Source organism: Roseinatronobacter ekhonensis (genome assembly GCF_900499075.1).
Classification (GTDB): Bacteria; Pseudomonadota; Alphaproteobacteria; order Rhodobacterales; family Rhodobacteraceae; genus Roseinatronobacter; species Roseinatronobacter ekhonensis.
The window spans coordinates 103,362-123,967 of sequence record NZ_UIHC01000004.1 but is presented as its reverse complement, the minus strand read 5'-3'; the positions used below and the strand labels follow the sequence as shown (position 1 = coordinate 123,967).

18 protein-coding genes are annotated in these 20,606 nt (G+C 62.2%); 4 read left to right on the top strand and 14 right to left on the bottom strand.

Features of this window, described 5'->3' with window-relative positions:
* Positions 1 to 15 precede the first annotated feature (15 nt).
* The 8 genes from ROE7235_RS03350 to ROE7235_RS03315 form a co-directional block, all read right to left on the bottom strand.
* Positions 16 to 1,647: an AMP-binding protein gene (locus ROE7235_RS03350; RefSeq protein ID WP_121093245.1), complete on the bottom strand. Its 1,632-nt coding sequence runs from the start codon at positions 1,645 to 1,647 to the stop codon at positions 16 to 18.
* Positions 1,644 to 2,477 carry a tryptophan 2,3-dioxygenase gene (locus ROE7235_RS03345; RefSeq protein ID WP_121093244.1) on the bottom strand — a complete coding sequence of 278 codons (834 nt, stop codon included), beginning with the start codon at positions 2,475 to 2,477 and terminating at the stop codon, positions 1,644 to 1,646. The genes ROE7235_RS03350 and ROE7235_RS03345 overlap by 4 nt, the downstream gene beginning before the upstream one ends.
* Positions 2,470 to 3,621: an acyl-CoA dehydrogenase family protein gene (locus ROE7235_RS03340; RefSeq protein ID WP_121093243.1), complete on the bottom strand. Its 1,152-nt coding sequence runs from the start codon at positions 3,619 to 3,621 to the stop codon at positions 2,470 to 2,472. Before ROE7235_RS03340 ends, ROE7235_RS03345 begins: the two co-directional genes overlap by 8 nt.
* Positions 3,621 to 4,415 (bottom strand): enoyl-CoA hydratase family protein, encoded by a 795-nt coding sequence (locus ROE7235_RS03335; protein WP_121093242.1) that lies wholly within the window; start codon positions 4,413 to 4,415, stop codon positions 3,621 to 3,623. The genes ROE7235_RS03340 and ROE7235_RS03335 overlap by 1 nt, the downstream gene beginning before the upstream one ends.
* Entirely contained in the window at positions 4,412 to 4,885 is a 474-nt protein-coding gene (locus tag ROE7235_RS03330) for a MarR family winged helix-turn-helix transcriptional regulator (protein ID WP_121093241.1), read from the bottom strand. The genes ROE7235_RS03335 and ROE7235_RS03330 overlap by 4 nt, the downstream gene beginning before the upstream one ends.
* Positions 4,882 to 5,640, bottom strand: a complete 759-nt coding sequence (locus tag ROE7235_RS03325; protein WP_121093240.1) for an SDR family NAD(P)-dependent oxidoreductase — start codon at positions 5,638 to 5,640, stop codon at positions 4,882 to 4,884. The genes ROE7235_RS03330 and ROE7235_RS03325 overlap by 4 nt, the downstream gene beginning before the upstream one ends.
* The gene (locus tag ROE7235_RS03320) at positions 5,637 to 7,931 is read right to left on the bottom strand and encodes a bifunctional salicylyl-CoA 5-hydroxylase/oxidoreductase (protein WP_121093279.1); all 2,295 of its coding nucleotides are present in this window, start codon (positions 7,929 to 7,931) and stop codon (positions 5,637 to 5,639) included. The genes ROE7235_RS03325 and ROE7235_RS03320 overlap by 4 nt, the downstream gene beginning before the upstream one ends.
* An 86-nt stretch (positions 7,932 to 8,017) precedes the next feature.
* Positions 8,018 to 9,106, bottom strand: a complete 1,089-nt coding sequence (locus ROE7235_RS03315) for an anhydro-N-acetylmuramic acid kinase (RefSeq protein WP_121093239.1) — start codon at positions 9,104 to 9,106, stop codon at positions 8,018 to 8,020.
* Between the two features lie 66 nt (positions 9,107 to 9,172).
* On the opposite strand from ROE7235_RS03315, the gene tyrS reads away from it, so the two are divergent.
* Positions 9,173 to 10,423, top strand: coding sequence for a tyrosine--tRNA ligase (tyrS, locus tag ROE7235_RS03310; protein WP_121093238.1), 1,251 nt, complete (start codon positions 9,173 to 9,175; stop codon positions 10,421 to 10,423).
* 122 nt (positions 10,424 to 10,545) lie between these two features.
* Here tyrS and ROE7235_RS03305 read toward each other — a convergent pair whose 3' ends face one another.
* From ROE7235_RS03305 to ROE7235_RS03280, 6 genes are all read right to left on the bottom strand, one after another.
* A complete protein-coding gene (locus tag ROE7235_RS03305) occupies positions 10,546 to 10,941 on the bottom strand; it encodes a F0F1 ATP synthase subunit epsilon (RefSeq protein ID WP_121093278.1) in 396 nt (131 codons plus the stop codon).
* A gap of 60 nt (positions 10,942 to 11,001) precedes the next feature.
* The gene (gene atpD / locus ROE7235_RS03300) at positions 11,002 to 12,420 is read right to left on the bottom strand and encodes a F0F1 ATP synthase subunit beta (protein ID WP_121093237.1); all 1,419 of its coding nucleotides are present in this window, start codon (positions 12,418 to 12,420) and stop codon (positions 11,002 to 11,004) included.
* Positions 12,421 to 12,440: 20 nt separating this feature from the next.
* Entirely contained in the window at positions 12,441 to 13,310 is an 870-nt protein-coding gene (locus ROE7235_RS03295; protein ID WP_121093236.1) for a F0F1 ATP synthase subunit gamma, read from the bottom strand.
* Between the two features lie 21 nt (positions 13,311 to 13,331).
* Positions 13,332 to 14,870 carry a F0F1 ATP synthase subunit alpha gene (gene atpA, locus ROE7235_RS03290; RefSeq protein ID WP_121093235.1) on the bottom strand — a complete coding sequence of 513 codons (1,539 nt, stop codon included), beginning with the start codon at positions 14,868 to 14,870 and terminating at the stop codon, positions 13,332 to 13,334.
* Complete coding sequence (locus ROE7235_RS03285; RefSeq protein WP_121093234.1) at positions 14,871 to 15,437, bottom strand: F0F1 ATP synthase subunit delta; 567 nt, start codon at positions 15,435 to 15,437, stop codon at positions 14,871 to 14,873. It abuts the gene before it with no gap.
* A 257-nt stretch (positions 15,438 to 15,694) separates the two neighbouring features.
* Positions 15,695 to 16,465, bottom strand: a complete 771-nt coding sequence (locus tag ROE7235_RS03280) for a class I SAM-dependent methyltransferase (RefSeq protein ID WP_121093277.1) — start codon at positions 16,463 to 16,465, stop codon at positions 15,695 to 15,697.
* Between the two features lie 74 nt (positions 16,466 to 16,539).
* Here ROE7235_RS03280 and gloB point away from each other — a divergent pair, with 74 nt between their 5' ends.
* From gloB to ROE7235_RS03265, 3 genes are all read left to right on the top strand, one after another.
* Positions 16,540 to 17,307: a hydroxyacylglutathione hydrolase gene (gloB, locus tag ROE7235_RS03275; protein ID WP_121093276.1), complete on the top strand. Its 768-nt coding sequence runs from the start codon at positions 16,540 to 16,542 to the stop codon at positions 17,305 to 17,307.
* Positions 17,308 to 17,454: 147 nt separating this feature from the next.
* Positions 17,455 to 19,773, top strand: coding sequence for an ATP-dependent Clp protease ATP-binding subunit ClpA (gene clpA / locus ROE7235_RS03270; RefSeq protein WP_121093275.1), 2,319 nt, complete (start codon positions 17,455 to 17,457; stop codon positions 19,771 to 19,773).
* A gap of 67 nt (positions 19,774 to 19,840) precedes the next feature.
* Entirely contained in the window at positions 19,841 to 20,605 is a 765-nt protein-coding gene (locus tag ROE7235_RS03265; RefSeq protein WP_121093233.1) for a rhomboid family intramembrane serine protease, read from the top strand.
* The last annotated feature ends 1 nt before the right edge of the window (position 20,606 follow it).

Here is a 20,606-nt window from a genome sequence, read left to right as displayed (position 1 = left end):
TGCGCGTGTTTCAGATCACTCTAGGCCTTTGCTTTGAATTCGAAACCGTTGAATTTTGCCTGTTGGAGTTTTCGGCAGGCTGTCTGCAAACACAACGCTGCGCGGATATTTGAACGGCGCGATGGTGGCCTTGACATGCTCTTGCAGCGCGCGGGCCATGTCGGGGCCGGGGGTTTGGCCGTCAGACAGCACGACATGCGCTTCGACCACCGCGCCGCGCTCGGGGTCGGGCGCGCTGATGACGGCGCATTCGGCCACGGCGGCATGGGCCAGCAGCGCAGCCTCTACCTCTGGCCCCGCAATGTTATAGCCTGCCGACAGGATGATATCATCATTGCGGGCGGCGAAATGGAAATAGCCGTCCTCGTCCATCACGAAAGTATCGCCGGTAATGTTCCAGCCATCCTGCACATAGTTGGCTTGCCGCGTGTCGTTCAGATAACGGCACCCGGTCGGGCCGCGCACCGCCAGCCGCCCCATCGTGCCGGGGGGCGCGGGCGCGCCCGTGTCATCGACAACGCGGGCCTCATAACCGCCCACGGGCTTTCCGGTGCAGGCGGGGCGGTGGTCGTCCAGTCGGTTGGACAGGAAGATATGCAGCATTTCAGTGGCGCCGATCCCGTCCAGCATCGGCTTGCCGGTGGCGCGCAGCCAGTCGTCATAGACCGGCGCGGGCAGCGTTTCGCCCGCCGACACCGCAATGCGCAGGCTGGACAGGTCCGCCCCTTCGGCCATCGCCTGCAGCATGACGCGGTAGGCGGTCGGCGCGGTAAAGCAGATCGTGGCGCGGTAGCGGGCAATGATCTCTATCAGGTTCGGGGGTGACGCGTTTTCCAACAGCACCGCCGATGCCCCAAACCGCAGCGGGAACACCGCAAGGCCGCCCAGCCCGAAAGTGAACGCCAAGGGCGGCGATCCGACAAAGATATCCTCTGGCGTGACCTGCAACACCTCTTGCGCATAGGCGTCGGCGATAATCAGGATATCGCGGTGAAAATGCATCGTGGCCTTGGGCTCTCCGGTCGATCCCGATGTAAACCCCAGCAGCGCCACATCGTCTTGGGCGGTCTGCACGGCGGCAAAGCGCACGGGTTTTTCCAGCGCCATGCGGTCGAGGTCCGCATCGTGGTTCGAGGTGCCGTCAAACCCCACCACGGTTTTCAGAAACCGGCTGTCATGCGCGCAGGCGGTCATTTCATCCATCAACCGCGTGTCGCACAGCGCGAATTCAATCTCGGCCTTGTCGACATATTTTGCCAATTCCCCTGCGCGCAGCATCGGCATGGTGTTCACCACAACCGCGCCCGCCTTGGTCGCGGCCAGCCAGCAGGCGACCATGGCGGGGTTGTTGGCGGACCGGATCAGCACACGATTACCGGGCTTCACGCCCAGATCATCCACCAGCACATGCGCAAGGCGGTTGGTCCAGTCGGTCAACTCTTTGTAGGTGCGCTGGCGTCCGTTGCCGACAAGCGCGGTATGATCGCCAAACCCACGCGCGACCATGGCATCGGTCAGCTCGACAGCGGCATTCAGCCGGTCGGGGTAGTCGAACCCGTCCAAAAGCAATTCCGGCCAGTCCGCATGGGGCGGCAGCGCATCGCGGGTAAAACTGTCCAGATGGGCAGATGGGCGCAGATCAATCATAGCTCTGTCCTCACAGTCCACAATTCGGGAAACAGCACCACGTCCAGCATCCGCTTCAGGTAGCTGGTGCCGCCCGTGCCGCCGGTGCCGTGCTTCAGCCCGATGACCCGTTCGACCGTGGTGACATGGTTGAACCGCCAACTGCGGAAGTAGTCTTCCAGATCGACCAGTTTCTCGGCCAACTCGTAAAGCGCCCAATGCGCAGCCGGGTCACGGTAAACCTTGGCCCAAAGCGCCTGCACCTCGGGTAGGCTTGGCGCGGGCGTCTGGCGTGGCGCCAGCGCCGTGTCGGGCAGGTCATGACCCATCCGCACCGCAACCCCCAGCACCGTCTGATACAGACAGGGCTGCGCCAGTTCCGCTTGCAACGCCGCATGCACAGCTGGCACATGCGCGTGCGGGCGCATCATCGCCGGGTTGCGGTTGCCAAGCCGGTATTCGATCATCCGGTATTGCCAGGATTGGAACCCGCTCGATTGCCCCAGTTTTTCCCGGAACGTGGTGTAATCCGACGGCGTCATGGTGCGCAGCACATCCCATGCGGAATTCAACTGCTCCATTATCCGCGCCACCCGCGCCAACAGTTTCAGCGCGGGGGCCAGCCGGTCTGCGGCCAATTCGGCGCGCGCGGCGGCCAGTTCGGCCAGCATCAGCTTCATCCACAATTCGGATGTCTGGTGCTGGATGATGAACAGCATTTCATCATGCGCGTCTGAAATCGGGGCCTGCGCACTCAGAACGCGGTCCAGCCCTAGATAATCGGCATAGGACATGCGCCCGTCAAAGCCCATTTGTGCCCCTTCACGGGCCGGGTCGTAAGGGTCAGCCATGATGCCGCTCCACCGCTTGGCGGGCAATAATCACGCGCTGCACGTCGCTTGCGCCCTCATAGATGCGCAGCGCTCGGATTTCACGATACAGCCGTTCCACCACCTGCCCACTGCGCACCCCGTCGCCGCCATGCAGTTGCACGGCGCGGTCGATGACGTTTTGCGCGGATTCGGTTGCGTATAGCTTGGCCATCGCCGCCTCGCGCGTGACACGCGGCGCGCCCATATCCTTGGTCCATGCCGCGCGGTAGGTCAGAAGCGCTGATGCGTCCACCTCCAGCGCCATATCGGCAATATGACCCTGCACCATTTGCAGATCGATCAGCGGCGCACCTTGCACATGACGGGTGGTGACGCGGCTCAAAGCCTCGTCCAGCGCCCGGCGGGCAAAGCCCAAGGCCGCCGCTGCCACCGTGGCGCGGAACACGTCCAGCACCGACATGGCAATCTTGAACCCCTGCCCCGGCGCGCCGATCATGGCGCTGGCTGGCACGCGGCAATCGCTGAACCGCAGGGTCGCCAATGGGTGCGGAGCGATAGTGTCCAACCGTTCGGCCACGCTGAACCCCGCCGCGTCGGGTGTCACGATAAAGGCTGACAGGCCGCGCGAACCCGGTGCTTCCCCCGTGCGGGCGAAAAGCGTGTAGACATCCGCGATTCCACCGTTGGATATCCACGTCTTCTCGCCATTCAAGATGTAATCCTCGCCGTCGCGGGTGGCTGACAGCGTGGAATTGGCCACGTCCGACCCCGACCCCGGCTCTGTCAGAGCAAAGGCCGCAATCGCCTCGCCCGACCGCGTGCGCGGTAGCCATTCTGCTTTCTGCGCTTCGGACCCAAATAGCGAGATCGCCCCGGTGCCAAGCCCCTGCATGGCAAAGGCGAAATCGGCAAGCCCGTCATGACGCGCCAATATCTCGCGCGTCAGGCACAGGGCGCGCACGTCCAGCATGCCATCCGCTGCCGCGCTGTGCTGCAACCAGCCGGCCTGCCCCAACGCTGTCACAAGCGCGCGACACGCGGCGTCGGTGTCGGCGTGGTCAATGTCCGCCAGCACTTCGGCCGCCCATTCCTCCAACCGCGCGGCCAGTTCGCGGTGGCGCGGCTCGAAAAAGGGCCATTCCAGGAAGGTTTGATCCGCCATCAATCCCCCTCGAACACCGGTTTGCGCTTGGCGGCGAAGGCCTCATAGGCGCGGGCGAAATCATTGCCCTGCATGCAGATCGCCTGCGCCTGCGCCTCGGCTTCAATCGCTTGCTCCAAAGACATCGACCATTCCTGCGCAAGCATGGTTTTGGTCATGGCATTGGCGAAGGTGGGACCGCTGGCAATTCGCGCGGCCCAATCCAGGCAATCAGCGTCAAGATCGACGCTCAACTTGTTGAAAAAGCCCCAGTTCAGCCCTTCTTCGGCAGACATGGACCGGCCCAGATACAGCAGTTCAGCGGCACGCCCTTGCCCGATCAATCGCGGCAGAATGGCGCAAGCGCCCATATCGCAGCCCGCCAGCCCGACGCGGTTGAACAGGAACGCCACCTTGGCGGCAGGCGTGCAGATGCGCAGATCGCTGGCCATGGCCATGATCGCGCCCGCGCCTGCGCAGACCCCATCGACGCCCGCGATAATGGGTTTTTGGCAGCCCAGCATGGCCTTCACCAGATCGCCGGTCATGCGCGTAAAGGCCAGCAGGTCTTTCATCCCCATGCGGGTCAGCGGACCGATAATGTCATGGACATCGCCGCCGGAACTGAAATTCCCGCCATTGGGCAGGATCACCACGGCATGCACATCATCACGGTAGGGCAAGTCGCGGAACCAGTCGCGCAACTCGGCATAGCTGTCAAAGGTCAGCGGGTTCTTGCGGTCGGGGCGGTTCAGGCGCAGGCGGGCGATGCCGTCTGCCTGTTCGCACAAGAAATGCTGGGGCGCGGATGTCATATGCGGTCCTTTTCGTGCGATTCGATGCGGGTCAGTAGGTCAAACGCCTGTTCGATCATCGGGCCGTCCAGCGCGGCCAGAAGGTCGTTCACCCAAGCCTCATGCGCGGCGGCAAGCTCGGCAAAGGCGGCCTCTCCTGCCGGGGTCAGACGGGCAAGCTGGGCGCGGCGGTCGCCCTCGACGGCCACACGCAGCGCCAGCCCCTCTTCGGTCAGTCTGTCGACGATGCCGGTGACATTGCCATTCGACACGCGCAGGAAATCGGACAATTCGCTCATCCGCAGCCCCTTGGGGTGGCGCGCGAGCGCTGCCATCACGTCAAAGCGCGGCAGGGTGGTCGCGTGTTCCGCGCGCAGGCGGCGGCGCAAGTCAGCCTCGACATGGCTGGTCACTTTCAACAACCGCAGCCACAGACGCAAACGGTCCTTGGACAGGGGCGCGGCGGGTGCGTTGGGGTTGGTCTGGCTCATATCTCTCCCCCGGACAGGCTGAGGGCGTGGCCATTGACCGATGCGGCAGCGTTAGAGCATAGCCAAAGCGCCGCCCCCGCCACCTCATCGGGCTGGATGAAGCGCCCTTGCGGGTTGCCCGCGATCAGGCTGGCGCGGGCCGCATCATCGCTCAAGCCGGTTTTATCCACGATCTTGGCGATGGATTGCTCTAAAAGCGGCGTCTCCATAAAGCCGGGGCAGATTGCGTTCGCGGTGATACCGCTTGTGCCAAGCTCCAACGCAAGCGACCGCGTCAGGCCGATAACGCCATGCTTCGCCGCGCTATAGGCTGCAACATAGGGATACCCTTTCAGCCCGGCGGTAGAGGCGATGGCGATCAGCCGCCCCCAGCCTTCGGCCTTCATGGCAGGTAGCGCCGCCTGCCATGTGTTGACAACACCGCCCAAGTTTACCGCCAGCATGTCGGACAGATGCGCAGGCGTGATGCGCGCGAATGGCACGCTATCGGCCGCACCTGCATTTGCAACAGCAACCGCAACCGGCCCGTTCAGCCCGCGCGCCTGCGCGAACGCGGCTTGCACGGCCTGCGGGTCGGTCACATCACATAGCGCATAGCCGATTTCGCGGTGCTGCTTGGCCACCTCGCGCAACGGCGCTTCGCGGCGGCCCATGATCGTGACACGCGCGCCTGCATGCGCAAACCCCAGCGCCAGCGCGCGCCCGACGCCTGTGCCGCCGCCGGTGACAACGATATGACGGCCCGTAACACTCATGCGCGCAGCACCTCTGCGTCCTTGTCAGCAAGCCGCCACATCTGGTCGCGCCCGGCCAGATAAGGCAAGGGCCAGTCAGGAGCGGCGCGGTCGCCAATGCGCGCGGCCTCATGCAAGGTCCAAGCCGGGTTGGCCAGATGCGGGCGGCCCACGGCGACCAGATCGGCGCGGCCTGCCAGCAGGATGGAATTGGCGTGATCGGCCTCGTAAATATTGCCCACGGCCATGGTCGCCACATGCCCCTCGTTGCGGATACGGTCGGAAAACGGCGTCTGGAACATGCGGCCATAGACAGGCTTCGCCTTGGGCGTGGTCTGACCCGCCGACACATCGATCAGGTCGGCCCCTGCGGCGTGAAAGGCACGGGAAATCGCCACGGCATCATCCGGGGTCACACCGTCACCGCCCACCCAATCGGTGGCCGAAATCCGCACAGATAGCGGCCTGTCTTCGGGCCATGCCGCGCGCAGGGCTTGCAACACGTCCAGCGGGTAGCGCAGGCGGTTTTCCAGACTGCCGCCAAAGTGGTCCGTGCGAATGTTCGACACCGGCGACAGAAAGCTGGACAAAAGGTAGCCATGCGCGGCGTGCAGTTCCAGCATGTCAAAGCCCGCCCGCGCCGCCATTTGCGCGGCGGCCACGAATTGATCGCGCACGCTGTCCATGTCGGCGCGGGTCATTTCCTGCGGTATCTGGTTGGGATCGGCCCACGGAATCGGGGATGCGCTCATCACCGGCCAGTTGCCATCCGCCAAGGGCGCGTCCATCTGGTCCCAGCCCAACTGGGTGGACCCTTTGCGCCCCGAATGCCCGATCTGCGCGCAGATCTTGGCGTCACTTTCGGTATGGACGAAATCGACAATCCGCCGCCACGCCGCTTCATGCGCGGGATCATAGAGGCCCGTGCAGCCCGGCGTGATCCGCCCCTCGGGCGAGATACAGGTCATTTCGGTATAGACGAGCCCCGCGCCGCCCGTGGCGCGCGCGCCGTAATGGACCATGTGCCAATCATTCGGACAGCCATCCACCGCCTTGTATTGCGCCATGGGCGACACGACGATGCGGTTTTTCAGCGCCATGTCGCGCAATTGGAATGGCGCGAACATCGGCGCGCGCAAGGGCGCACCCTGGGCCACGCCCGCGCCGTTCTGAAACCAGCGTTCGGCGCTTTCCAGCCAGCCCTTGTCGCGTGCGCGCAGGTTTTCATGGCTGATCCGCTGGCTGCGCGTCAGCAGCGAGTAATTCAGTTGCACCGGGTCCATGTGCAGGTAACGCTCTACCTGCTCGAACCATTCCAGCGAGTTGCGCGCCGCCGATTGCAGGCGCAGCACTTCCAGCCGCCGGTCGGATTCGTATTTCTCAAAGGCCGAGGGCAGATCGGGCTGCGTGTGAACAAGTTCGGCCAAAGCAATAGCGGATTCCAGCGCCAGTTTCGTGCCCGACCCGATGGAGAAATGCGCCGTCGCCGCCGCGTCGCCCAGCAGCACGATGTTGTCCTTGCTCCACCGCTCGCACAGCACGCGCGGAAAGCGTATCCAGGCAGAGCCGCGAATATGGCCTGCATTGCTCATCAGGCTGTGGCCGGCCAGATGATCGCGGAAGATGCGCTCGCAAGTGGCGATGCTGTCTTCCTTGCTCATATGCTCGAACCCGAACGCGTCATAGGTGGCTTGCGAACATTCGACAATGAATGTCGCGGTGCTGTCGTCGAACTGGTAGGCATGGGCCCAGACCCAGCCGTGTTCGGTTTCCTCAAAAATAAAGGTGAACGCGTCCGAAAAGGTCTGATGCGTGCCAAGCCACACGAAGGGGCATTCGCGCAGGTCGATATCGGGCTGGAAATGATCCTGAAATTGCGTGCGGGTGCGCGAGTTCAACCCGTCGCAGGCCACGACCAGATCGTGATCGCGGGCCAGATCCTCGGCGCTGGCAACCTCTGACTGGAATTCCAGCCGCACGCCCAAGTCGCGCGCGCGCTCCTGCAACAGCAGTAGCATTTGCTTGCGCCCGATCCCGCAAAACCCGTGGCCCGAGGACACAACTCGCGTGCCCGATTTGACCAGCGCGATGTCGTCCCAATAGGCGAAATGGCTGCGGATTGCCGTGGCGCTGGCGGGATCATTGGAGGCAAGATTGTCGAGCGTTTCATCCGAGAGCACCACGCCCCAGCCGAACGTGTCATCCGCGCGGTTGCGCTCATAGACCGTAACCTCATGCGCGGGGTTGCGCAGCTTCATAGAGATCGCGAAATACAATCCCCCCGGTCCACCGCCCAGACATGCGATACGCATGATACCCCCTTTCGCCTGATTCCCTTGGATCATGCTGCGGCAGGTGTTTTTTTATTTCAAGCCTAAAGTTTCATACTTGAAGCAAATCAGGGGTGGCTGATCTGACCCCCGCCCACGGCGGCAGCGACTCCGGTCGTTGCAGGGCAGGACGTGGACAGCCCGCGCGCCACGCGCACGGCAAGATAGGCGAAAGCCTGCGCTTCCAGCATATCCCCGTCCAGTCCGACATCTTCAACCGGCAGCACCTCTGACGGCACTGCAGCCGCAATCCGGCGCATCAGTTCGGGGTTGTGCCGCCCGCCACCGCAGACCAGCAGGCGCGCGGGCGGATCTGGCAGATGCTCATATCCCGTCGCGACCGCTCCCGCCGCGCAGGCCGCCAGCGTGGCCAAAGCGTCGGGCGTGTCCAGATGGGCCACGCGGTCACCCAGATCGCTTGCGCGGTCAAGGGATTTGGGCGGTCTGCGGCGGAAATATCCCTCGGCCAGATACCCTGCGACCAGCGCGTCATCGGCTGTGCCTTGGGCGGCCAGCACACCGCCCGTGTCGCGCGGCTGGCCAAGGCGTGCTTGGCACAGGTCATCTATCGGCGCGTTTGCGGGGCCAGTGTCGAAGGCCAAAAGCGCGCCTGGCATGTCGGGGCGGTCATGGCGCGGGTCGATATAGGTCAGGTTGCCAACACCGCCCAGGTTCAGGAACGCCAATGGTTCGGTCGCGCCCAGATACTTGGCCAGCGCGAAGTGGTAGAACGGGGCCAACGGCGCGCCCTGCCCGCCCAGATGCACGTCAGAGCTGCGAAAATCCCACACCACGGGCAGGCCAGAGACCAGTGCCAGCACCGCCCCCGACCCGGCCTGATGGGTGCGTCCTGCGCTTGGGTCATGCGCCAGCGTCTGACCGTGAAAGCCGACAATCTCTATGTCCGAAAACCGCGCCATCACCTCGGCATGCGCGGTCTCGATCAGTTCCGCCACCGGCTCTACCTGCGGGTCGCCCTGCCATAGCCCCTGCGCGGCAAAGAGCGCGGCGCGTTCCGCGGCACTATAGGGCCGGAATGCGGTCGGGCCAAACCCGTGGATCACCTCGCCATCGGTGTCGAGCACAGCGGCATCCACCCCGTCCAGCGACGTGCCCGACATTAGCCCCAAGGCCCGCGTGACCTGTTGTTTCAACATGGGCTTTCCCTTATTCACCGCCACGCGTATATCAAACGCCCAATCTGTTGCCGGGGACAAGCAAAAATGACCTACACGCCGAAGTCGGATTTCCTGATCACGCTTCTGGAACGCGGCTTTCTATCCGATTGCACCGACCTGCAAGGGTTGGACGAGGCTTTGCTGAATGGTGTTGTGCCGGCCTATATCGGCTATGACGCGACCGCCAAATCGCTGCATGTCGGGCATTTGCTGAACATCATGCTGCTGCGCTGGTTCCAGAAAACAGGCCATAAACCGATCACGCTGATGGGCGGCGGGACGACCAAGGTGGGCGATCCCTCGTTTCGGTCAGACGAGCGCCCGCTATTGGACGCCGCCGCAATTGATAGAAATATCAACGGGATGCAGCAGGTTTTTGCCAAATACCTGCGCTACGACGATAGCGCGGGTGGCGCGATCATGCTCAACAATGCCGAATGGCTGGACGGGCTGAACTACCTTGATTTCCTGCGCGACGTGGGTCGGCATTTCTCGGTCAACCGCATGCTGTCGTTTGAGAGTGTGAAATCCCGGTTGGACCGCGAGCAGTCGCTAAGCTTCCTCGAATTCAACTACATGATCCTGCAAGCCTATGATTTCGTGGAAATCAACCGCCGCCATGGCTGTCTGTTGCAGATGGGCGGGTCGGACCAATGGGGCAATATCGTCAACGGGATCGACCTTGCGCGGCGCATGGCCGATGCAGAGATATTCGGCCTGACCACGCCTTTGCTGACCACGTCGGACGGGCGCAAGATGGGCAAATCCGCTGGCGGCGCGATCTGGCTGAACGGCGATATGCTGTCACCCTACGAGTTCTGGCAATTCTGGCGCAACACGACCGATGCCGATGTGGGCCGGTTCCTGAAGCTATACACAGAGTTGCCGGTGGCGGAATGCGACCGTCTGGGCGCGCTGGAAGGGTCAGAGATCAACGCGGCCAAGGTCATTCTGGCCAATGAGGTCACGACGCTGTGCCACGGGGCCGACGCCGCCGCCACGGCAGAAGCGACCGCGCGCGAGGTGTTTGAAAAAGGTGGCGCGGGCGAAGATTTGCCCACGTTGACGCTGTCTGCGGCCGATTTGGGCGATGGACTGTCGATGGCGCAGCTTTTCGTGCGCTCGGGGCTGGCCGGGTCCGGCAAAGACGCGAAACGCCTGATTGCAGAAGGTGGCGCCAGGGCCAATGACGCGGCTGTCAGCGATGCCGGGCAGATGGTGGATGCGCGCGCGCTGTCCAAGCCGATGAAGCTTTCGGCGGGCAAAAAGCGCCACGCGCTGGTGGTTCTGGGCTAATGCAGGCGCGGGACAAGTGCCTTTGCCCACTTTGCGCGACGGTACTTGACACTCTCTACCCAGAAACGAAAAACCCCGGCCCTTTTGGACCGGGGTTTATAATTTCCAAGCAATCAAAAGGCTTATAGCCCGTCGATCACCTTCGCCAGATCGTCGGCGGTTTTGTCAAAGACATCCTTCTCGGCGCCCGATGCGGCACCCGCTTTGCCGCGCACCTCTTCCAAGATGCCCTGCAACGCCGCGCGTGCCTCGTCCCCTGCTGCGGGGTAAGCGCGCTCTGCCAGAACCGTTGTCGCTTCGGGGCTGATCTCTGCGAAACCGCCTGTCACGACATACCGCTCCTCGCCATTTTCTCCTTCAACCACCAGCACGCCAGGGCGCAGGGTGGTGATGGTGGGCGCGTGATCGGGCATGGCGGTCAGATCGCCATCGGCACCGGGGATTTGCACCGCCCGTGCCTGACCCGATGCCAGCTTCCGCTCGGGGCTGACCAGATCGAATTGCAACATATCAGCCATACGGCCCTCCATTTGGCAGGTGCGGGGCGGCGAAACCGCCCCAACAGACCCGCATAGACCTTAGGCCGCAGCGGCCATTTTCTCTGCCTTGGCGACCACATCGTCGATATCGCCGACCATGTAGAATGCGCCTTCCGGCAGGTGGTCGAACTCACCGGCGACCACACGCTTGAAGCTGTCGATCGTTTTTTCCAGCGGAACCTGAATGCCGTCGGAACCGGTGAACACTTTTGCCACGTCGAAGGGCTGCGACAGGAAGCGCTGGATTTTCCGCGCGCGGGCCACCGTCAGTTTGTCCTCTTCCGACAGTTCGTCCATGCCAAGGATGGCGATGATGTCCTGAAGCGACTTGTAGCGCTGCAAGATACCCTGCACATCGCGGGCCACTTGGTAGTGCTCGTCGCCCACGATCTGCGGGTCAAGGATACGCGAGTTGGAATCGAGCGGGTCCACAGCCGGGTAGATGCCCAATTCCGAAATCGCACGGCTCAACACGGTGGTTGCATCCAAGTGAGCGAACGAGGTTGCCGGAGCGGGGTCGGTCAAGTCATCCGCAGGCACGTAAATCGCCTGCACCGAGGTGATGGACCCAGCCTTGGTCGAGGTGATGCGCTCCTGCAACTGGCCCATATCGGTGGCAAGAGTCGGCTGGTAGCCCACAGCGGACGGGATACGACCCAGAAGTGCGGACACCTCGGACCCGGCCTGCGTGAAGCGGAAGATGTTGTCGACGAAGAACAGCACGTCGGTGCCGGACTGGTCGCGGAACTGCTCTGCCAGCGTCAGGCCGGTCAGAGCGACACGGGCACGCGCGCCGGGAGGCTCGTTCATCTGGCCGTAGACCAGCGCCACTTTCGATTCCGACAGGTTGTCGAGGTTGATAACGCCCGATTCCATCATCTCGTGATACAGGTCGTTGCCCTCACGCGTCCGCTCGCCAACACCAGCGAACACGGAGTAGCCAGAGTGCACCTTAGCGATGTTGTTGATCAGTTCCATTATCAAAACCGTCTTGCCCACACCGGCACCGCCGAACAGGCCGATCTTGCCGCCCTTGGAATAGGGTGCCAGCAGGTCGATGACCTTGATGCCGGTCACAAGGATTTCCGACTCTGTCGATTGCGCGGCAAAGCCGGGGGCAGGCTGGTGGATGGCGCGGCGTTCGGATTTGGCCAGCGGTGCGCCTTCGTCCACGGGTTCGCCGACCACGTTCAGAATGCGGCCCAGCGTGGCGTCGCCCACGGGAACCATGATCGGTTCGCCGGAGTCGGTCACGGCCTGACCGCGCACCAGACCTTCGGTTGCGTCCATGGCGATGGTGCGCACGGTGCTTTCGCCCAAGTGCTGCGCCACTTCCAGCACCAGCCGCTTGCCGTTATTGTCGGTTTCCAGCGCGTTCAGGATGGGGGGCAATTCGCCGTCGAACTGCACGTCGACGACAGCGCCGATCACCTGCACTATTTTGCCGTTTGAAGCCATTGTCTAATTCTCCGGGTTCGTCAGAGCGCCTCGGCGCCCGAAATGATCTCGATAAGCTCTTTGGTGATCGCAGCCTGACGCGAGCGGTTATACTCGGTTGTCAAACGGTCGATCATGTCGCCTGCGTTGCGGGTTGCGTTGTCCATGGCGGACATGCGCGCACCCTGTTCCGAGGCGCCGTTTTCCAGAAGCGCGGTGAAGATCTGCGTGGTTACTGCGCGGGGCAGCAGGTCGGCCAAGATCGCCTCTTCCGACGGTTCGTAGTCGTAAAGGGTATCGGCATCGGCATCTTCCGGCACCACGGCAGGAATGACCTGCGTGGCCGTCGGGATCTGGCTGATGACGGATTCGAACCGGTTGAAGAAGATCGTCGCCACGTCGAATTCGCCCGCATCGAACATGTCGAACACCTTGTTCGCCACCTCCGCTGCGTTTTCATAGCCGACGCGCTTGACCTCGCTCAGATCGACATGGGCGACCAGATGATCCCCCAGATCGCGCTTGAGCTGTTCGCGGCCTTTCTTGCCAACCGTCAGGATCTTGACGGTCTTGCCCTCGGCCAGCAGCTTGCCCGCATGAATACGCGCCAGCTTGACGATGGACGAGTTGAAGCCACCGCACAGCCCCCGCTCTGCGGTCATCACGACCAGCAGATGGGTTTGCTCGCTGCCGGTGCCGGCCAGCAATTTCGGCGCGGTGTCCGACCCTTCGACCGACGCCGCAAGGCTGTTGACGACATCGGCCATCTTGTCGGCATAGGGCCGCGCGGCGACTGCGGCGTCTTGGGCGCGGCGAAGCTTCGCCGCCGCGACCATCTGCATGGCTTTGGTGATCTTCCGCGTCGACTTGACGCTGGCGATCCTGTTTTTCAGGTCCTTGAGGTTGGGCATACGCTTGTCCTCTCACCGCCCTCAGGCGAAGTCTTTCGCGAATTCGTCGAGTGCTGCGCGGATCTTGTCTTCCAACTCGCCCTTAACCTTGCGGTCATTGACGGTCATGTCTTCCAGAAGCTCTTTGTGCTTGCCGCGCAGATGCGCCAGCAGGCCAGCTTCAAAGCGACCGACATCCTTGACCGCGATCTTGTCCAGATAGCCTTGGGTGCCCGCAAAGATGACGCAGACGATTTCGGCGTTGGTCATCGGCGAATACTGGCCTTGCTTCATCAGCTCGGTCAGGCGTGCGCCACGGTTCAGCAGCTTCTGGGTCGACGCATCAAGGTCAGAGCCGAACTGCGCGAAGGCCGCCATCTCGCGATACTGCGCGAGTTCCAGCTTGACCGGACCAGCGACGGATTTCATCGCGTTGGTCTGGGCCGAAGAGCCCACGCGCGACACCGAAAGACCGGTGTTCACAGCCGGGCGGATGCCCTGATAGAACAGTTCGGTTTCCAGGAAGATCTGGCCATCGGTGATCGAGATCACGTTGGTCGGAATAAAGGCCGACACGTCGCCGCCCTGCGTTTCGATGATCGGCAGCGCGGTCAGAGACCCTGCCCCGTGATCCTCGTTCAGCTTCGAGGACCGCTCCAGCAGGCGGGAGTGCAGGTAGAACACGTCGCCCGGATAAGCTTCGCGGCCCGGCGGGCGGCGCAGCAGCAAAGACATCTGGCGATATGCGACGGCCTGCTTGGACAGGTCATCATAGATGATCAGCGCGTGGCGACCATTGTCGCGGAAATGCTCTGCCATCGCGGTTGCGGCATAGGGTGCCAGAAACTGCATCGGGGCCGGGTCGGACGCGGTTGCGGCCACCACGATCGAATAGTCGATCGCGCCGGTTTCTTCCAATTTCTTCACCAACTGAGCAACGGTCGAACGCTTCTGACCGATTGCGACATAGACGCAATACAGCTTCTTGCTTTCGTCGTCGCCAGCCGCTTCGTTGTAGCTTTTCTGGTTCAGGATCGTGTCGAGCGCCACGGCGGTTTTACCCGTCTGGCGGTCGCCAATGATCAACTCGCGCTGGCCACGGCCAACCGGGATCATGGCGTCCACGGATTTCAGGCCGGTCGCCATGGGTTCGTGCACCGATTTACGCGGGATAATGCCCGGCGCTTTGACATCGGCCACCGAACGCTTTTTCGCCTTCAGGTCGCCTTTGCCGTCAATCGGGTTGCCCAGACCGTCAACAACGCGGCCCAGCAATTCGTCACCGACCGGAACGTCCACGATGGACTTGGTGCGCTTGACGGTGTCGCCTTCCTTGATGCCACGGTCATCGCCGAAAATAACGATACCCACGTTGTCAGCTTCAAGGTTGAGCGCCATGCCCCGGACACCGCCGGGGAATTCGACCATCTCGCCGGCCTGAACATTGTCCAGCCCGTGCACACGGGCAATACCGTCGCCCACAGAGAGCACACGGCCCACTTCGGCGACTTCGACATCCTGACCGAAGTTCTTGATCTGCTCTTTCAGGATTGCAGAAATCTCAGCAGCTTGGATACCCATTTATCCGACCTCTTTCATGCTGTTCTTGAGGGCCGCGAGCTGCGCGCGGATCGATGTGTCGATCATTTGCGAGCCCACCTTGATGACAAGACCGCCGATTAGCGTTTCATCGACGGATGTTTCTAGTTTTATTTCCTTGCCCACGCGTGCTTTGAGCACTTTGGTAAGCTCGGTTTGCTGTGCCTTGCTCAGCGCCTTTGCCGACGCGACAGAGGCCGTAACCTCGCCCTTGTCGTCCGCGATCATGGCGCGCAATGCGTCCAGAACCTGCGGCAGCGCAAAAATGCGGCGTTTGGCGGCCATCAGTCCAAGGCCACCGGCCACGGCTTGTGATAGCCCCATCTTTGCCGCAAGTGCCCCGACAGAACGGGTCACATCGTCACGGCTGTAAACGGGCGAAGAGATCAGGTCGCGCAACTCGGCGCTGTCTGCCAGCGCGTCTTTCAACGCGTCAACATCTTTTTCCAGCGCATTCAGCGCCTTGGATTCCTTCGACAGCTCGAAAATGGCTGTAGCATAGCGTTGCGCAATGCCGGAGGAGATCGAAGCTGGTTCGGACACGTCCACCCTTCCATCTGGTTGCACCGCTTCCTGCGCCTTGGCCTGATGCCAGGTGTCAACGCTGTCGCGGCATGTGAAATCGGCGCGGGTTTAGCAGAGCCCTTGTCATGCTGCAACCGCCAAGGCCACATGTTGGGGGTAAAGCGATGGGAAAACTGCACTGGTGCTGCGACAATCTGCCACGCGATTGCGGTATCATCGCGGATCGGGCGCAAATCGAACCGCGACCGGCGCCCGGCCCGGACGATTCTCGTGCTGCCTGTCTACCGTCCATCACGACCGTCGCGCCAGGCCGGACGCGTGCCCGCCGGTTGCGCCACACCATCCAGAATACGCAAGGGTCGGCGGCTTTTGATCGCCAACCCATTGCTTGGGGTGTCCTCTACCCGGCGGGCGTGAACCACCAGCACACCGCCCGCACGCAGCCGCACCATGCGCCGCCCCACGCCTTCCAGCCACATCGCCCACCGCAGCCAACGGCGGTTGTCACGCGGCGGGAAAAACAATGCCCCGCCATTGTCGCATATCTGGAAACCATGGTCGCGCAACAGCATCCCGATCTGGCCTGTCAAATAGGGCCGCCCCAAAGCAAACGGCGTGCCGTCCATCCGCGCCCAAAGCCCCGAGCGGTTGGGCAGGATGAACAACGCCTCTCCGCCAATGCGCAGCACCCGCGCGGCTTCTTCCAGCAGGGCGGCGGGGCGGTCACTTGTTTCCAGACCGTGCAGCATGACCAGACGGTCCACGCTGTCGGTGGCCAACGGCCAGTTCGTTTCTTCGGCAAGCACCGAGTGGTTTTCGGCTTCGGCGGGCCAGTGCATGACGCCTTGTTGCGCGGGCATCAGGGCGATGACGCGGCGGGCCTGATCCAGCCAGGGGCGCAGCAGCGGCACCGCGAATCCGAATCCCGCCACATCCTTGCCCGACATATCGGGCCAGCAGGCGCGGCAATGGTCGCGAAGTGCTTTTTGCGCCGCCCGCCCCAGCGACGTGGTGTAATAGAAATCGCGCAGCACGATCACGTCATGGTGCATGTCGTCCTCATTGCACGGCCCGGTCCAGTCGGGATAGCCTGTCCAAGACCATACCCGATGCATTGGAAAACGCCATGCCCCTGACGCTGCTCGCCGTGCGCTGTCTTAGCGATAATTACGCCTATCTTATCCACAATCCCGCAACCGGGGCCACCGGCGTGGTCGATGTGCCAGAGGCCGCCCCGGTCATAGACGCGATGACGGCCAAGGGCTGGGCCTTGTCCGATATTTTTCTGACGCATCACCACTACGACCATGTCGATGGCGTAGCCGAACTGCGCGCCGCGACCGGCGCTGCCGTCTGGGGCGCGCGTGCCGATGCGCACCGCTTGCCCCCGCTGGACCACGCTTTGGCAGAGGGCGACAGCATATCTTTCGGGTCCGAACATGGCACTGTGCTGGACGTGTCGGGCCACACGGTCGGCCATATCGCGTTTCATTTTCCCGACAGCCAGCTTGCTTTCACCGCCGACAGCTTGATGGCGCTTGGCTGCGGTCGCCTGTTCGAGGGGACGCCCGACCAGATGTGGACCAGCTTGTGCAAGCTGGCCGCCCTGCCCGACGACACCCGGATCTGTTCGGGCCATGACTATCTGGCCGCCAATGCCGCCTTTGCCGAAAGCGTGGACCGCGATAACCCGGCACTGGCCGCACGCGTGGCGGGGCTGGACAAGTTGCGCGCCCAGAGCGCGCCGATGGCCATTGCCACCATGGCAGAAGAGAAAGCCACCAACCCGTTCCTGCGCGCCAGCGATCCCTCGATGAAATCCAGCCTTGGGATGGATCGTGCGACCGATGCCGAAACCTTCGCGGAACTGCGCGCCCGAAAGGACCGTTTCTAGTCACTTTTCATGTTACATTTGCCTGTGTTGAACGATTGACCAAAAAACACTTGAAGGATGGTGAATAAAACCGAAGTTTAACACTATGAGGCGAACATGGCAGCGCGGGGTATTCCCGCCGCCATCCAGGAAACAGGAGCGTCTGACGTGCCATCATTCTCAAATACTCTGGAGCAATCCATCCACGGTGCCTTGGCCTTGGCCAACGCACGCCGGCACGAATTCGCGACGCTGGAACACCTATTGCTGTCGCTGATCGACGAACCCGACGCGAACCGCGTCATGCAGGCTTGCAATGTCGATCTGGACACACTGCGCGGCACGTTGTTGGAATTCATCGAGGAAGAGCTTTCCTCGCTTGTCACCGACATCGAAGGGTCCGAAGCGGTGCCGACGGCGGCGTTCCAGCGCGTCATTCAGCGCGCGGCAATCCATGTGCAAAGCTCTGGCCGCAATGAAGTGACCGGCGCGAATGTGCTGGTCGCCATCTTTGCTGAGCGCGAATCCAACGCGGCGTATTTCCTGCAAGAGCAGGACATGACGCGCTATGACGCGGTCAACTTCATCGCGCATGGCGTCGCCAAGAACGCCCAGTTCAGCGAAGAACGGCCCGTGACCGGTGCCGAGGATGAAACCGCAGAGCAAACCAAGGGCGACGACAAAGCCAAGGAAACCGCGCTCGGCAAATACTGCGTGGATCTGAACGCAAAAGCCCGCGAGGGCGACGTGGACCCGCTGATCGGTCGCGGTTCCGAAGTGGAACGCTGCATTCAGGTGCTCTGCCGCCGCCGCAAGAACAACCCGCTGCTGGTGGGTGATCCGGGCGTGGGCAAAACCGCGATTGCCGAAGGACTGGCCAAAAAGATCGTCGAGGGGGAAACCCCCGATGTGCTATCCGGTTCGACCATCTTCTCGCTCGACATGGGCGCGCTGCTGGCGGGCACCCGCTATCGCGGCGATTTCGAAGAGCGGTTGAAAGCGGTGGTTCAGGAACTCGAAGACCACCCTGACGCGGTTCTGTTCATTGATGAAATTCATACCGTCATCGGCGCGGGCGCAACCTCTGGCGGCGCGATGGACGCCTCGAACCTGCTGAAACCTGCGCTGCAGGGCGGCAAGCTGCGCTGCATGGGCTCCACCACCTACAAGGAATTCCGCCAGCATTTCGAGAAGGACCGCGCCCTGTCACGGCGGTTCCAGAAAATCGACGTGAACGAACCGACGGTAGAGGATAGCGTCAAGATCCTGATGGGGTTGAAACCCTATTTCGAACAGCATCACGACATTCGCTACACGAATGACGCGATCAAGACCGCCGTGGAACTGGCCGCGCGCTATATCAATGACCGCAAACTGCCGGACAAGGCGATTGACGTCATCGACGAAGCGGGCGCAGCCCAGCATCTGCTGGCCGACTCGAAGCGTCGCAAAACGATTTCCCCAAAGGAAATCGAGGCTGTTGTCGCCAAGATCGCCCGCATCCCGCCGAAAAGCGTCTCAAAGGACGATGCCGAGGTGCTGCGCGATCTGGAGCGTTCGCTCAAGCGGGTCGTGTTCGGGCAGGATCCGGCCATCGATGCGCTGTCGTCGGCCATCAAACTGTCGCGCGCCGGGCTGCGAGAGCCGGAAAAACCCATCGGCAACTACCTGTTCGCGGGGCCGACCGGTGTGGGTAAAACCGAGGTCGCCAAGCAACTCTCTGATATTCTCGGGGTGGAACTGCTGCGTTTCGACATGTCGGAATACATGGAGAAACACGCCGTTTCGCGGCTTATCGGGGCGCCTCCGGGCTATGTCGGTTTTGATCAGGGCGGTCTGCTGACCGACGGCGTCGACCAGCACCCACATTGCGTGCTGCTGCTGGATGAGATCGAAAAAGCGCATCCGGATGTCTACAACATCCTGCTTCAGGTCATGGACCACGGGCAACTGACCGACCACAATGGTCGCACGGTCAATTTCCGCAACGTGATCCTGATTATGACGTCGAATGCCGGCGCGACCGAACAGGCGAAGGCGGCAATCGGCTTCGGCCGTGACCGCCGCGAGGGCGAGGACACCGCCGCGATCGAACGCACCTTCACACCGGAGTTCCGCAACCGTCTGGATGCGGTCATCAGCTTTGCCCCACTTGGCCGCAGCATTATCATGCAGGTGGTCGAGAAGTTCGTGCTGCAACTGGAAGCGCAGCTTCTGGACCGCAATGTCAGCATAGACCTGTCGGAAGAGGCCGCGCATTGGCTGGGCGAACAAGGCTATGATGACAAGATGGGCGCGCGCCCGCTGGGCCGCGTGATCCAGGAACACATCAAGAAGCCGCTGGCAGAGGAATTGCTGTTCGGCAAACTCGCAAAAGGCGGTCTGGTCCACGTCCGTATCCGCGACGGCAAACTGGTGCTGGACATGGAAGGACCGGATGCAAAGCGCATTAGCGGCAACAAGCCGCCCTTGTTGACCGCCGATTGATCCTTGATCCGGCCCGCCCGCGCATGTCGCTTGCGGGCCGGACCCAAATAAAGCCGGGAGTACATCCATGTTAATCCCGGTCCGCGACCACAACCCAAGCGACAAGCGTCCCTATGTGACCTACGGGCTGCTTGCCGTGAATATTCTCGTGTTCATCAGCTATTATGGCCTGTTCGGCAATGATACGGCGCTTATGCGCTTCTTCATGCAATGGGGCATGGTTCCGGCTGCAATCAGCGCGGGCCAAGGGTATGACACGCTGCTGACCCACCAGTTCTTGCATGGCGGCATCCTACATCTGGCGTTCAACATGCTGTTTCTGTGGGTCTACGGCGACAATATGGAAGAGGAATGGGGCCATGCCCGGTTTCTGATCTTCTATCTGGCCTGCGGCATTGCGGCGGCGCTGGCGCAATACATATCAGAGCCCGAGTCGTTTGTGCCCATGGTCGGCGCATCGGGTGCCATCGCGGGCGTGCTGGGAGGATACCTGCTGTTCTACCCGCGCGCGCGCATCGATATGTTCCTGTTCCTACTGGTGTATTTTCGCATCATCCCGATCCCGGCATGGCTGGTGCTGGGCGGGTGGTTCGGGATGCAGGTATTTTCCGGGCTTGGCCCCAGCGCATCCGAAGATGGCGTAGCCTATTGGGCGCATATAGGCGGGTTTATTGCAGGTGTTGCGTTCGCTCTGCCGCTGTGGCTGCATCGCGGGGGTCGGGCACTCTGGGCAAAAACCCATGGCCACCCGCCCCATCCAGAGGCTCGCTACCGCATTGCCAAAACCGATGTGCCGCCGGCGGGGCGGCGTCGCAACCCATGGCTGCGATAAC